We start from the raw sequence: 12,962 nt of genomic DNA, 5'->3' as shown, positions 1-12,962 counted from the left end.
ATCGAACTGCTTCCGCGCGTTCGCGTCGTTCGGTGGCGACGTTGTCGGCGGGGTTGCGGGTCGGCGCCGCGGACCCTTCGGCATGAGTGCCCTCGGGCGGGCGGGCGCTGAGCGGAGTTTCGTCGACGCGCTCGAATCGAACTGCTTCCGCGCGTTCGCGTCGTTCGGTGGCGACGTTGTCGGCGGGGTTGCGGGTCGGCGCCGCGGACCCTTCGGCATGAGTGCCCTCGAGCGGGTGGGCGCTGCGAGTGGGCTCGTCGACGTGCTCGAGCCGCTTCGCATCCGCTGCTCGCGCGAGGGCGGTGTCCGGTCCGGTGAGATGGTCGAACAATTCGCGCAGCAATGGCGATACTCGCAGCATCGTCGGGGTGGTCAATGAGACCGGGCATCGATCGGGTGCTACGAAGATGCCACGCATGATCGCGCCCTGGGTGGTGCCGGTTCGGTGTCGGGTGCCGCCGGGGATCCACAGTGCGCGTGTCGGTGGCAGCACCCAGTACCCGTCGCCGATTTCGACGGCGATGACACCCCTTGCTGCCCAGGCTATTTGGTGCTGCGGATGTTCATGGGTGTCGAACCAGTGGCCTGCGGACATGACGCCCGCGCCGAAGACCATGGCGGTATCACCGATCGCGGCGGGTAATACCACGGATCCGTCGTTCGGCTGGGGTGTCCCGGGCTGGCCGGGTACCAGGGATTGGCCGTTTCGCGACACAACTTGTCACCGTAGCCTGTCGCGGTCACTGTCGGTCGCTCCTAGCGTGAGTCGCATGGCGATGAACTACCTCCACAAATTGATGTGCCGATCGGCGGCGTGGGAGCGTACGAGTACGACGCGGATCGTGCCGTGGGCGCTGTCAGGCCTCGACCTCGGTGCGTCCGCACTCGAGATCGGCCCCGGCTACGGTGCCAATATCCGCGCCTTGCGAGAGCGCACCGGCAAACTGACCGGTATCGAGATCGATCCGGTGCTCGTCGATCGGCTGCGTACCCGACACGGTGCCGCGATGACGGTGATCCAGGGCGACGGCGCGGATATGCCCTTGCCGCCAGGGCAATTCGATTCCGTTGTGTGCCTCACGATGCTGCACCACGTACCCGCCGTCGGCGCACAGGACGCTCTGTTCGCCGAAGCCCTACGCGTCCTGCGTCCCGGCGGTGTATTTGCGGGCAGCGACGGTCTCGACGGCCGGGTATTCCGTCTGCTGCACCTCGGCGACACCTGCGTGCCGGTTCCGCCGGAGCATGCCGCCGACCGGCTCACCCGAGTCGGCTTCACCGATGTCGAGATCGAATCCGGCGAACGCAGTTTCCGCTTCCGCGCCCGCTGTCCCGAGTGAGGAGGTCGAGCGTTCTGGCGTGCACTTTCCGTCGAATCCGGCAGCTATCGCCACATCAGCGCGAATAGTGCACGTCAGACCAGTCACCGACAAGCGCGTGGCCGTTCGCGACCTGCTCGTGTTCGATGTCGAACTGATCATCGGTGGCTCGCCCCAGGGCGTCCGCCGGAATCGTTTCAGCGCATCGTTATTGCGGCCTCGAAGTATTCCGCAGGGTCGAGTGCATTTATCGGCGTCCAGCGGGGTGACTCGACCGGTGACGCCGAATCTTCAGGTGCCGCTTGGAAATAGCCCTGGATTTCCAGGGCTAGTCGAGGGTTCTCGTCCACGCGCCGGGCTATGTCGTAGTACACCGCGAGGACGTGCACGCACCGCGCGGTGCGAGCCGAACAGGAGCAGTCCGTCCCGGCCGGATTCGGCGCCGGAGTGGTGCCGGCGTTGACCAACGCACGGTGCATCTCGTCGGTGAGGACTGTTGTGTCCGGAATGATTTCGGCGATCGCGGTGATCGCTGAGCGGGGCAGCGGCGCGACTTCCAGGTGGGTTACCGAGGCTTGCCCACCGCGGTGGATGGCGGCGCGCACGATGCGGCCCTCGATGCTCGCCTGGACACCGTGGTTGCGGGCGATGCTGCGGGCACGGGGGAGCAGCGAGTCCGGTCGGGTCTGGCGCAGCGGTTCGGCGAGCCGGACCCAGTCCATGCCCCATGCCGTGTATCCGAATTCGTTGTCCGCCATCAGTTCTCCCTCTTGCGGCGCAGGATCTCGATGAGCTGGTCGTCATCGAGGCGGGCCAGTGCGGCGATGCCCGCCGAATCGTTGAGGTCCGCGAGCGCGGATTTGCGGTCGTGCATGCCCGCGATGTGTTCCTCGACGGTGGTGCCCGAGGTCAGGGTGGTGATGGTCACGGTGCGGGTCTGCCCGATGCGGTGCACCCGGTCGGAGGCCTGGGCTTCCACGGCCGGATTCCACCACCGATCGAAGTGGATGACATCGGCGGCACGTGTCAGGGTGAGCCCGGTGCCCGCGGCCCGCAGACTCAGGATCAGCACGGGCGGACCGTCTTCGGCCTGGAAGCCCGAAACGATCTCGGCGCGCTCGGCCTGGTCGAGTCCGCCGTGGAAGAACGGTGCCCGCACTCCGAGTTGTTCGTGCAGGTGGCGGACCAGCAGGTCGCCGGTGGCACGATACTGGGTGAATATCAGTGTCGGGTCACCGGTTTCGAGATTGTTGGCCACGATATCGGTGCACAGGTCCAGCTTTCCGGATCGGCCCGCCAATTCGCCCAGCTCACCGGTGATCAGTCCCGGATGGTTGCAGACCTGCTTGAGGGCGGTCAGCGCCGCGAGCACTCGGCTCTGTCGTTGCACGCCGTGGCCGAAGCCGTCATCGATTGCCTTGTCGAGCAGTTGGTCGTACAGCCGTTCCTGCTCATTTGTCAGATCGCAGAGCAGATCGCTGTGGATCTTCGCGGGCAGCGAGGCGGCGACCTGCGCCTTCTTACGCGCCAACAGCACCGGTTCGAGTGCATCCCGCAGCCGGGAAGCCGCGGCCGTCGAACCCTCGTGGATCGGCCGGACGAACCTACGCCGGAACTGCGTGCGATGTCCGAACAGCCGCGGCGCCACCAGATTCAGCAGCGCCCACAGCTCCTCGAGATGGTTCTCCACCGGCGTACCCGTCAGCGCGACCTTCGCCTCCGCCGTCAACGCCCGCGCCGCCTTGGACACCTGGGTGCGCGGATTCTTCAACGCCTGCGCCTCATCGAAAACTACTGTCGCCCAGGACTGATCGGCCAACACGCCACCGTGCAACCGCAACATCGGATACCCGGTCACCACAATGGTCCCGGCCTCATCCGCGACCTCACCCCCACGCCACAGCACCGGCCGCAGTCCCGGTGCGAACCGTGTCATCTCATGCGCCCAGTTCCCGACCAGGGACGTCGGGCAGACCACGAGCTGCGTCCCACGCTCGGCCCGCCCGAGCAGAAACCCGATGGTCTGCACCGTCTTCCCGAGCCCCATCTCGTCGGCCAATACCGCCCCGCCGTGCGCCGCGACGGTCTCGTGCAACCACCCCGCGCCCCGCACTTGATAGGGCCGCAGCTCCGCCTTCAGCCCCGCCCGCAATTCCGCCCCGACGCACCGTGTTTCACGCAACACCCGCGCCGCTCGCGCGGCGGACACGATCGACGTCCCGGCGGCGTCAGGGACAGCGTGCGCCGCAATGGGCAGCAGTACCGAATCGTCCAGACGACCCTCCGCCTCGGATCGCAGCGGCGATATGCCGCCCGCCTGATCAGACGCGGCCGGGCAGCCGGATGGTGCCGCGGCTTCGCGACGAGACGTGTTGTGGGCTGGGGTGTGCTGGGTCGGTGTGGCAATCCCTGAATCCGGCTGTGTAGCGCATGGTTCGAGTCCATCCAGCAGCACCGCGCGCCAAGCATGTACGGATGGGCCCGCGTTACCGAGGTCCAGCTTCAACAGTTCGTCGGGATCAACGAGTGCGCACTCGACATCGATGACCGCGATCGCGCCCCGAGTTCCCGTGGGCACCGCTAAAGAGAGCGTTTCTCGATCGCCATCGGGCGCGCGGCCGGGCGTGGAGCCGGTCCAAGTCCACAGCGCGAACATATGGCGGTCGGGTAGGTAGGTGGCCTGTGTGCTGGGCAGAGCGGTCCCCTAAATCGTCGTATTGCGTACGGAGTATTATAACAACGTACAGCGTACCGAATTAATTCCGAGAGGATCACGTGACCGACCAGGCGAAACAGCTGATATGCCTGCTCTGGCGGCATGCTGTGCCGCCGCGACCGGGAGGGCGAGGCCCGAAGCAGACGGTGAGTGTCGATGCGGTCATCGCCGCCGCGATCGCCCTCGCCGATCGGGAGGGGTACGAGAAGGTGTCGATCCGCGCGGTCGCCGCCGAACTCGGCCTGCGCCCGATGAGCCTCTACACCTATGTGCCGAGCAAAGAGGCTTTGACCGTTTTGATGGTCGATACGGTCGCATTGGAGGACGTACCCATCCCGACCGATATCCCGGTCCGTGACCGCATGTCCGCGATCGCCGAGCAGGTCCGTGCGGAACTGATGGCGCATCCGTGGCTGCTCGAGGTGCCACCGTGGCGGCTGGTGCTCGGTCCGGGCCGGATGCGCCGCTATGAACAACAGCTGGCCGCGATCGAAGGGATCGGGTTATCCGATCTGGCTATGGATCGGGTGATCGCGGTGCTGTCGGAATTCGCGACCGGCAACGCGCGGATGGCGATCGCCGGAATCCGCAGTACTGCGGAGCTGACCGACGCGCAGTGGTGGGAGCAGCACGGCCCGCTGTTGACCGAGGTCATGTCGGCCGAGGAGTTTCCGATCGCCTCACGGGTAGGTGCGGCGGTAGGCGAACGCTATCAAGCGCCGTCGGACCCGGAGGGCGACTTCGCCTTCGGCCTCGGAAAACTGCTCGACGGCATCCTGTCCGGAGTAGCGGGACCGGACACGTCGACAGCGGGCGACCTGTAGGTCGCCCGCTGTCGTCTATCAGCGCTGTTCTGTTGTTCGATGCTGTTGTGTCGGGACGCGAGGATAGGTCAGAGCGCGGGAGCCGATTCCGTATCGATCACGGCTTCGAGCTCACGCAAGCGATCCATGTGTTCATTCGCGTGGTGCTGGCAGAAGAGCAACTCGCCACCTGCGGGCAATACAGCACGAACTCGTGCGGCAGCACCGCAGCGGTCGCAACGATCGACCGCGGTCAGTGGGGTGCTTGTCAGGGTTCCTGGCATGACTCCTCCGTCCTGGCTCCCGGCACTACAGTCCGTTCACCTGGTGTGGGGCCCGTGGTCACTCCGCGGGCTCGCTACCGCTACTTCCCAGCAGGGGTATGACTACTCTGTCAGACGTTCGGGACGGGGGCTTTGTTCCCGGAAGTGATTCTGTGTGTTTTCGATAACACCACCTGGGATTTCGCTACTGGCGAACATCGCTGGTTTGGTATCGAACTCCACTCGACCACGATCACGAACAGGCCTATCCAGTTGTCTACCGGGAGATTACCCGTGATCCATGACACTCACACGCTCGTTCACATTTGCACTCTCGCCGAATGGCTGACCGCCCGGCAAACCGGCGAGTACCGCCCGGAGTCGTTCGAGGAGATCGGATTCATCCATCTCTCCACCCCACAGCAGGCGCACCTGCCCGCCAACCGACTTTTCGGCGGAAGGCGTGACATGGTGCTGCTGCGCATCGATCCGGCCCGCGTCGGCGCGCCGGTGAAATGGGAACCGGGCGTGCCCACCGATCCCGACTCGATGCTGTTCCCCCATCTGTACGGTCCGCTGCCGGTCGGCGCGGTCATCGCCGTGGTCGAGTACCAGCCCGGCCCGGACGGCACCTTCGCCGCACTCGATCCGAAGTTTCCGGCGTCCTGATGACCTACCGGTCCCTGACCTCGCGCGCCACGATGGCGGCCTGAACGCGGGACCGCACACCGAGTTTGGTGAGTACCCGCGAGACATGCGTTTTGACTGTTGTCTCGCCGATGAACAGCCGCGCGGCGATCTGCGCATTGGACAGACCGTCGCCGAGACAGTCGAGCACCTCGCGTTCGCGTTCGGTCAGCTCGTCCAGACCGTCCGGTGCGGGCCGGCTCGATTCGCCATCGGTCGAGGCGAACGCATTGATCACCGCGGCGGTCACCTCGGGGGCGAGTACGCCGTCACCCGCGGCCACCGCGCGCACCGCATCGACAATTGCTTGTCCCGACGCGGATTTCAGCACGAAGCCGGATGCGCCGGCGCGCAGCGTCCGGAAGACGTACTCGTCCAGATCGAAGGTAGTCAGGATGAGCACCCTGGCCAGGCCGTCGTCGGTGATGCGGCCGGTGGCGGTGATGCCGTCGACGCCCGGCATGCGCACATCCATCAGCACCACATCCGGGCGCAGCGCTCTGGCCTGTGCCACCGCGATATCGCCGTCGGCGGCCTCGCCGACCACCTCGATGCCATCGGCGGTCTCCAGGATCATCCGCAGTCCGGCCCGGATCGCGCCGTGGTCGTCGGCGATCAGTACCCGGATCATCGCGCCTCCGTCGTCGAGATCGGCAGCCGAGCAAGGACTTCCCAGCCGTCGGCGCCGGGTCCGGCGGTGAAGGTGCCGCCCAACGCCACCGCCCGTTCCCGCATATTCATCAGGCCGCTGTGGCGCGCGTCGTCGGTCGGTCGGTTGCGCACAAGTATGGGATTGCGCACCGAGAGGGCCAAATCCGCTGCCTCCGTGCGCACGTCGATCTCGACCTCCTGTCCCGGTGCGTGTTTCATGGCATTCGTCAATGCTTCCTGGACGATTCGGTACGCGGCCTGGTCGACCGCGCTCGGCAGCGCCGTCCCGTTCAGTGCATCCCGCACACGCACGGTGATTCCGGCCGCGCGGGCGGCATCGACGAGAATCCGCAGCTGTGCCAGTTTGCGCGGTGCGGCCGCATCGTCCTCGGCGCCGTCGTCACGGCGCAGCAGACCGATCATGGTGCGCATTTCCTGCAGCGCGCTGACACTATTGGACCGGATCGACGAAATGATCCCGGCGACAGTGGGATCGGTGTCCTGCCGGGCCAGCACCCCCAGCGCCGCTTCGGACTGGATGGCGATGGCCGAGAGATGTCCTGCGATCACATCGTGCAGATCGCGCGCCATCGTCTTGCGTTCATCGGTGATGGCGGCACGTCGGTCCAATTCGGCGACCAATGTCATCGCCTGTGCGCGTTTGCGTTCGGCTTCGGCGATCTCCTTGTGCCCGCGCACCGCCAGGGCCCACCACAGCGGGGTCGCGACGAAGGCGAACAGCGCGGCGATGGTGATCACCGCGACCCGCCAGTCGCCGAGCACCAGTGCCAGCACGGTCAGTACCGCCGAGACCACCCCACACACCGTGACCAGCGAGCGCGAACGCGCGGGTGCGGCATACAGCACGCCGGCATAGATGAGATCCGAATAGATGAGCCAGACCGGCACCGTCGGGCCGAGTGCGAAATCGATGGCGAAGGGGATCAGCCCGATAGCGAGAGCCGACATCGGCGCGCGCCGCCGCAGGAAGGTCGTCACGCAGATCAGCGCGAGCACCCCGAACCGCACCGGCAGTGACGGGTGGCGGCTCAGGTCACTGGCCATCTCGGACAGCCCGGTCAGATAGAGCGCGGCGCCGAGTACGAGCGCGAAGGCGGCGACCAGCGCGTCCTGCGCGGTCGCCGACAAAGCTTCCCACTGCCGTCGCATCGCCCCATCACAGCACATGCCCCGCGTTCCGGGGTCCGCCGAAGGAATGAGTTCCGGTCGATCCGACGACCGACCTGATCGGACCCGCTCGGGCGGTCAGCCCTTTTTGCCGGTTAGGGTGGAGGGTGTGAACGTCGATGTCACCGCCCTACCCGGGATCGGGGTACGCAAAGACTTCCAGCTGCGGTCGGGTCGCCGGATCGGTGTGGTCGATCACCGCGACGGCGGCATCGATCTGATCGTCTCCAAACCCGATGACCCGGACTCCTGCGCCGCGCAAGTGCCGCTGACTCCCGACGAGGCCTCGGTACTCGCCAACCTACTCGGCTCGCCGCAGCTGGTGGCGAAGCTACGCGAGGACCACCGCGACCTACCCGGGATCACCACCCGCCAGCTACCCATCGGCGAGGATTCGCCGTACGAGGGCCGCACCCTCGGCGAGACCGGAATGCGCACGCGCACCAAGGCTTCCATTGTCGCGGTGATGCGCGCGGGGCAGCTGCATCCCTCGCCGGGACCGGATTTCACCTTCACCACCGATGACATACTCGTGGTCGTCGGAACCCCCGACGGTCTGGACGCGGCCGCGAAGATCCTGACGCACGGGTGAGAGCGTGAACGCAACCGCGCTCGCCCTCATCGAGCTCGGGGCGGTGTTATTCGCCCTAGGAATGCTCGGGAGAGTGGCGGCACGATTCGGCATGTCCCCGATTCCGCTCTACCTGCTCGGTGGGCTGGCCTTCGGCCAGGGCGGTTTCATCGAACTGGGCGCCGCGAACGAATTCGGCCATATCGCAGGCGAAATCGGTGTGGTGCTGCTGTTGCTATTGCTCGGCCTCGAGTACACCGCGGTCGAGTTGGTGACCGGATTGCGTCGCTCCTGGGCCGCAGGTCTGGTCGATCTCGTCGCGAACGCGACACCTGGCGTGGTAGTCGCCCTGCTGCTCGGCTGGGGAATGACCGGAGCCATCACCATGGCCGGAGTCACCTACATCTCGTCCTCGGGCATCGTCGCGAAGGTGCTCAACGACCTCGGACGCCTCGGTAACCGGGAAACCCCGGTGATCTTGTCGATTCTGGTCTTCGAGGATCTCGCGATGGCGATGTATCTGCCGATCCTCACCGCGGTGCTGGCCGGTACGAGCTTGCTGAGTGGGCTGACCGTGCTCGGTCTGGCCTTGGCCAGCGTGACCGTCGTTTTGGTCGTCGCGCTGCGGTACGGCCGGTACGTCTCGGCGATCGTGGACAGCGCCGACCGCGAGGTCTTCCTATTGAAGCTGCTGGGCGCGGCGCTGCTGGTCGCCGGGCTGGCGTCGGCGCTGAATGTCTCGGCGGCGGTCGGCGCATTCCTACTCGGCATCGCTATTTCCGGTTCGACCGCCCACGAGGCGACGAAACTATTGGAACCGATCCGGGACCTGTTCGCGGCGATCTTCTTCGTGGCCTTCGGACTCAGCACCGATCCCGGTGCCATTCCGCCCGTGCTCGGTTGGGCGATCCTGCTCGCGGTCGTCACCGTGGTGACCAAGATCGCGACCGGCTGGTGGGCGGCGAGTCGACAGGGCATCCGCCGGATGGGTCGGGCACGCGCGGGCGCGGCGCTGGTCGCGCATGGTGAATTCTCCATCGTCATCGCGGGTCTGGCGGTGAGCGTGGGTGGGGTAGACGCCCAAATCGCCGGACTGGCCTCGGCCTATGTGCTACTGATGGCGGTGCTCGGCCCGATCGCGGCCCGCGTCGTCGAACCGGTCATCGGCGTGGTGCAGCGCCGCTTCAACCCCGCCGTCAGCACCGGATAGCGGTTGCGCCGCGACGGAACTCGGCTCGGAATCGCCACCGGCCGCGGGAATCCGGGCGGCCGCAAGCGGATTCGTCGCCGTAACCGGTATCGGCGCGGCGGAAGTCGCCTCGCGTTCGGCACGCAGGCGTTCGATCCGTCGCCAGAAGGTCGATGCGACGAGTCCGACCGCCAAACCGATCAGGGCCGCGCACATATGCCCGTAGTCGGTGAAGGTCGGTCCGATCAAGAGCGCCGAGGCGAGGAAGACGACGATGACGCCGGCCCACAGCGCGCGGACCACACCGCGGAAGTGGAAGGCCATCGCCGCCAGCACTGCGGTGAATCCGTAGCTGGTGCCGACATCCGCCGCGTACTGCACGCGCACCGGGATGACGTGATGATCGATGGCATGGTCGATCGCCGTGACGGTGAGCAGCGTCGCGCCGATATGCCCGGTCGCGAACAGCAGAATCCAGCGGCTGGTGCCGAGCCAACGTTCGGCGAAGCCCATCACCACCAGGATCTCGGCGATGGTGACCCAGGGAAATTGGCCCTGGGTCCAGAACGCCGAGGCCACCAGCACCTGGATCGGGTTGTGCTGCATGTTGTAGAGATTGGTGGAGGCCGAGAAGATCAGCCTGCGCTCCACCGAATCGCCGACCCCGCGCAGCGTCCACCAGGTGACGAACAGAGTGAACGCGTAGGCCGTGCTGGCCGGTGCGCCGGACAGGTGCTGGCGCAGTTCGGGCAGCAGTCGGCGCAGCAACCGGGGTCGACGTGCCCACGACCAGACCGCGCGTGACTCGTCACCGAGGTCTACGGTCTGCGTCCAGGGGGAGTGGATTCGGCGCAAAGTGGGGGCAACCACATACACAAGTCTGCCGGTTCCAGGGCTCTTCTGCCCGTAGACCCGCCCGGTCTGTGTCCTGGCTCACCTGAGCTGGTCTTTTCGGACCTGTTGGCGATTCATGTCCGGCTCCGCAGAGTCGGTCCGCCGACCAAGGGGGTGACCGAGTAGTTCCTGTTGGACCGTTGTCCTCGCCGCTGCGCGCATTAGCGGTCGCACTGGCCTCGGCTGCTGCACGATCAGCAACCGGCGAGACGCTGCCCGCCCGATCCGACGGCGCCCGCTCGTTCGGCGACATGCGATCGGCCTTCTATGCCGGGTATGACGATTCCGACCGCGAATACATCCTGCTCGGTGACCCCGGGCGACGGATCGTCGAAGGCACGCCCCTGATGTCCACCACCTTTGGCAACCTCTGCTAGTTCGCACGCGAATACTGCCGACGGGTGCCGAGCACACGACGCCGGTCAAGTCCGGTTGGCGACTGAGGCTGATCCGGCTCGGCGGTCCTGGGGCGCAATGAGAGTCGGCATGTGTACCGAAATTGCTGCGATGTTCTTGCAGATGTGCGAACGCCCGCCGTGGACTGTCGTATTCGCGAGATGCATTGTGTCCCAGCAATATCGGTGCTGATCGATTGCCGGAAGCGGCAATCTACAAGATTCGGGGGCGAGGAACCGTGCGGTATGTATGGTCACCGCCGAGTAGCGGGCGCCGTCTTACTGACCGGATTCATCCCATGACAAATTTAGCGGACGGTAGTACTGTAAATCGCCTACCTGCTGGTTTGTACAAGCGGGCGGGCTCGCGCTGTCGAGATAGTGGCCGAGGTCTGCCCAACGAGGGAGTTCGCGTGCTGGAAATCAACCACTTCAGCCACGGGTTGCTCACGCCGGTTGTGGCCTATCTGATGTCATTCACCGGATCATTGCTAGGGCTGCGGTGCGTGGTCCGAGCGCGGGCCGGTAGCGGACACGCCGGATGGCTCGTCGCCGCGGCGGTCGCCATCGGCGGCACCGGTATCTGGGTCATGCATTTCATTGCCATGCTGGGCTTTTCGATCCACGGCGCCTCGATCCGCTACGACGTGCCGATCACCCTGCTCAGCGCGGTGATCGCGATGGTGGTGGTGTGGATCGGCTTACGGGTCGCGCAGATGCCGGGCTTGGCGCCGGTGGCGCTGTACATCGGCGGTGCGATCACCGGTGTAGGCGTCGGCGCCATGCACTATTCCGGCATGTATGCGATGAAATCCGATGCGGTCATCGAATACGACGGACGAATCGTGTTGCTGTCCATGGTGATCGCGGTGATCGCCGCGACGGCGGCACTGTGGTTCGCGCTGCATATTCGCGGCACCCTCGCCACCATCGGCGCGGCACTGGTCATGGGCGTCGCGGTCTGCGGCATGCACTACACCGGCATGTTCGCGATGCATGTGCAGGACGGCCACCATATGCACTCGCCCACGGGCGCGGGCGCGACCCAATTGCTGACTCCGCTGACGGTCGGCGTCGGCATGGTAACCATGATGCTGCTATTGCATATCGGCATCACCGATGTCGACGATCCGGCATACGACGGTGCGCGCGGACCGCGCTCGACGCGCTACTGGCCGACCAGGGACTGAGTCCGCTCAGCCCGGAGGGCATGTCGCACAGGCGATTTCGATAGGCTCAGTGGCGCGGCACCTCGGTCCGCGTCGGCCAGTACGCGGTCGCCGACGGCATTATCTCCGACTCCACCGGCGGCAGCGGCGGTAGCGGATCGAGTTTGGCGCGCGGTGCGATGCGCAGCGGCGGCAGTTCGATATTACGGTCGATCTCGGTCAGGCTGACGCTGATAAGCAGCAGCATGGTCACCACACTGGCCACCACGATCAGCGGTGCGATCAGGTCCATGGCGCCGGCTCCATCGGGCGTCTGGGTATTTCCGGTGTGCGCGTGCATCGCCGACATCCCGGTGTAGTGCATACCGCAGACCGCCACGCCCATGATCAGTCCGGCGCCGACGGTCGCGGGAAATCCCTTGACCCGCAACGTGAACCAGAGCGCAACTGTCGCCGCGGCCACCGCGATGACCACCGACAACCCGACGCGGCGCATGTCATAGCTGATCATCGCATTCGACTTCATCGCGTACATGCCCATGTAATGCATAGCCGCGACGCCGAATCCGGTGACCGCACCGCCGGCCAGCAGGCCGAGCAGCGACGGTTCGGGTTTGACGACGATGAAAAGTCCGATGCCGACCACGGCGACCGCGGTGATCGCGCTCAGCAGAGTGAGTGGAATGTCGAACCGTATTTCGCTGCCGCGGATCGAAAAGCCCAGCATCGCAATGAAATGCATAACCCAGATGCCGGTGCCGCCGATGGCGACGGCCGCGCCGAGCAGCCAGCCGATCCGGTCCTTGCCGGTGCGGCCGCGCGCGGCGCACTGCAAGCCGAGCAGGCATCCGGTCACCGACATGGTGTAGGCCAGCAGCGGGGTCAGCAGACCGTAACTGAAATGGTAGATATCGAGCACGCACGCCCCCACTGCCGAAGAACAACATCGGCGATTGAAACAACAGAGGGTCAGACGATACGACAGCGATCGAACCAACGGGGGCCGAAATTTGGGTTAGCAGAAGTGGTTTCGGTCACTTTTAGGTTTGATTGAAACCCGAATTGGTTAGCGGAACGGACGCTGTCTCGGTTGCCGCTACATGGCTGATCGATTGCC

General features: G+C 65.7%; 14 protein-coding genes and 1 pseudogene. 7 read left to right on the top strand and 8 right to left on the bottom strand.

Features of this window, described 5'->3' with window-relative positions:
- Nucleotides 1-715 (bottom strand): AraC family ligand binding domain-containing protein (locus ACIBJI_RS07180; protein ID WP_397083344.1); only part of this gene is annotated, 715 nt, incomplete at its 3' end.
- 55 nt (nucleotides 716-770) lie between these two features.
- Here ACIBJI_RS07180 and ACIBJI_RS07175 point away from each other — a divergent pair.
- The gene (locus tag ACIBJI_RS07175) at nucleotides 771-1,340 is read left to right on the top strand and encodes a class I SAM-dependent methyltransferase (RefSeq protein WP_364339849.1); all 570 of its coding nucleotides are present in this window, start codon (nucleotides 771-773) and stop codon (nucleotides 1,338-1,340) included.
- A gap of 176 nt (nucleotides 1,341-1,516) precedes the next feature.
- On the opposite strand, the gene ACIBJI_RS07170 is transcribed toward ACIBJI_RS07175, so the two are convergent.
- Complete coding sequence (locus tag ACIBJI_RS07170; RefSeq protein WP_364339851.1) at nucleotides 1,517-2,077, bottom strand: hypothetical protein; 561 nt, start codon at nucleotides 2,075-2,077, stop codon at nucleotides 1,517-1,519.
- Nucleotides 2,077-3,975 carry a DEAD/DEAH box helicase gene (locus tag ACIBJI_RS07165; RefSeq protein WP_364339853.1) on the bottom strand — a complete coding sequence of 633 codons (1,899 nt, stop codon included), beginning with the start codon at nucleotides 3,973-3,975 and terminating at the stop codon, nucleotides 2,077-2,079. Before ACIBJI_RS07165 ends, ACIBJI_RS07170 begins: the two co-directional genes overlap by 1 nt.
- 119 nt (nucleotides 3,976-4,094) lie before the next feature.
- On the opposite strand from ACIBJI_RS07165, the gene ACIBJI_RS07160 reads away from it, so the two are divergent.
- Entirely contained in the window at nucleotides 4,095-4,859 is a 765-nt protein-coding gene (locus ACIBJI_RS07160; protein WP_364339855.1) for a TetR/AcrR family transcriptional regulator, read from the top strand.
- 68 nt (nucleotides 4,860-4,927) lie between these two features.
- Here the strand turns inward: ACIBJI_RS07160 and ACIBJI_RS07155 are convergent, their stop codons facing one another.
- The gene (locus ACIBJI_RS07155) at nucleotides 4,928-5,122 is read right to left on the bottom strand and encodes a hypothetical protein (RefSeq protein ID WP_029903635.1); all 195 of its coding nucleotides are present in this window, start codon (nucleotides 5,120-5,122) and stop codon (nucleotides 4,928-4,930) included.
- A 273-nt stretch (nucleotides 5,123-5,395) separates the two neighbouring features.
- Here ACIBJI_RS07155 and ACIBJI_RS07150 point away from each other — a divergent pair, with 273 nt between their 5' ends.
- Entirely contained in the window at nucleotides 5,396-5,770 is a 375-nt protein-coding gene (locus tag ACIBJI_RS07150; RefSeq protein WP_364339857.1) for a DUF952 domain-containing protein, read from the top strand.
- Nucleotides 5,771-5,774: 4 nt separating this feature from the next.
- Here the strand turns inward: ACIBJI_RS07150 and ACIBJI_RS07145 are convergent, their stop codons facing one another.
- Together ACIBJI_RS07145 and ACIBJI_RS07140 are read right to left on the bottom strand one after the other, a co-directional pair.
- On the bottom strand, nucleotides 5,775-6,419 hold the full coding sequence (locus ACIBJI_RS07145; RefSeq protein WP_364339859.1) for a response regulator transcription factor: 645 nt from the start codon (nucleotides 6,417-6,419) through the stop codon (nucleotides 5,775-5,777).
- Entirely contained in the window at nucleotides 6,416-7,609 is a 1,194-nt protein-coding gene (locus ACIBJI_RS07140; protein ID WP_364339861.1) for a histidine kinase, read from the bottom strand. The genes ACIBJI_RS07145 and ACIBJI_RS07140 overlap by 4 nt, the downstream gene beginning before the upstream one ends.
- A gap of 127 nt (nucleotides 7,610-7,736) precedes the next feature.
- Here ACIBJI_RS07140 and ACIBJI_RS07135 point away from each other — a divergent pair, with 127 nt between their 5' ends.
- Nucleotides 7,737-8,219 carry a cation:proton antiporter regulatory subunit gene (locus ACIBJI_RS07135; RefSeq protein WP_364339863.1) on the top strand — a complete coding sequence of 161 codons (483 nt, stop codon included), beginning with the start codon at nucleotides 7,737-7,739 and terminating at the stop codon, nucleotides 8,217-8,219.
- A 4-nt stretch (nucleotides 8,220-8,223) separates the two neighbouring features.
- Nucleotides 8,224-9,408, top strand: a complete 1,185-nt coding sequence (locus ACIBJI_RS07130; RefSeq protein WP_364339865.1) for a cation:proton antiporter — start codon at nucleotides 8,224-8,226, stop codon at nucleotides 9,406-9,408.
- On the opposite strand, the gene ACIBJI_RS07125 is transcribed toward ACIBJI_RS07130, so the two are convergent.
- Nucleotides 9,310-10,257 carry a rhomboid-like protein gene (locus ACIBJI_RS07125; protein WP_364339867.1) on the bottom strand — a complete coding sequence of 316 codons (948 nt, stop codon included), beginning with the start codon at nucleotides 10,255-10,257 and terminating at the stop codon, nucleotides 9,310-9,312. The genes ACIBJI_RS07130 and ACIBJI_RS07125 overlap by 99 nt on opposite strands.
- A gap of 245 nt (nucleotides 10,258-10,502) precedes the next feature.
- Between ACIBJI_RS07125 and ACIBJI_RS07120 the strand changes: the two are divergent.
- Both ACIBJI_RS07120 and ACIBJI_RS07115 read left to right on the top strand, forming a co-directional pair.
- Nucleotides 10,503-10,643, top strand: a pseudogene (locus ACIBJI_RS07120) (hypothetical protein); the annotation flags it as partial.
- Nucleotides 10,644-11,089: 446 nt separating this feature from the next.
- The gene (locus tag ACIBJI_RS07115) at nucleotides 11,090-11,866 is read left to right on the top strand and encodes an MHYT domain-containing protein (RefSeq protein ID WP_364339871.1); all 777 of its coding nucleotides are present in this window, start codon (nucleotides 11,090-11,092) and stop codon (nucleotides 11,864-11,866) included.
- A 46-nt stretch (nucleotides 11,867-11,912) separates the two neighbouring features.
- Here the strand turns inward: ACIBJI_RS07115 and ACIBJI_RS07110 are convergent, their stop codons facing one another.
- Nucleotides 11,913-12,764, bottom strand: a complete 852-nt coding sequence (locus ACIBJI_RS07110) for an MHYT domain-containing protein (RefSeq protein ID WP_364339873.1) — start codon at nucleotides 12,762-12,764, stop codon at nucleotides 11,913-11,915.
- Between the last annotated feature and the right edge of the window lie 198 nt (nucleotides 12,765-12,962).

It is taken from the genome of Nocardia sp. NPDC050408, from assembly GCF_044458905.1.
Taxonomy (GTDB): domain Bacteria; phylum Actinomycetota; class Actinomycetes; order Mycobacteriales; family Mycobacteriaceae; genus Nocardia.
Note: the sequence above shows the minus strand (reverse complement) of the source record. Positions and strands in the feature narration are given on the sequence as shown.

What these genes read in the sequence shown, in the direction of transcription:
- ACIBJI_RS07175 (WP_364339849.1), top strand. Translation starts at nt 771, where the DNA reads ATGGCGATGAACTACCTCCACAAATTGATGTGCCGATCGGCGGCGTGG.
- ACIBJI_RS07170 (WP_364339851.1), bottom strand. Translation starts at nt 2,077, where the DNA reads ATGGCGGACAACGAATTCGGATACACGGCATGGGGCATGGACTGGGTC.
- ACIBJI_RS07165 (WP_364339853.1), bottom strand. Translation starts at nt 3,975, where the DNA reads ATGTTCGCGCTGTGGACTTGGACCGGCTCCACGCCCGGCCGCGCGCCC.
- ACIBJI_RS07155 (WP_029903635.1), bottom strand. Translation starts at nt 5,122, where the DNA reads ATGCCAGGAACCCTGACAAGCACCCCACTGACCGCGGTCGATCGTTGC.
- ACIBJI_RS07145 (WP_364339859.1), bottom strand. Translation starts at nt 6,419, where the DNA reads ATGATCCGGGTACTGATCGCCGACGACCACGGCGCGATCCGGGCCGGA.
- ACIBJI_RS07140 (WP_364339861.1), bottom strand. Translation starts at nt 7,609, where the DNA reads ATGCGACGGCAGTGGGAAGCTTTGTCGGCGACCGCGCAGGACGCGCTG.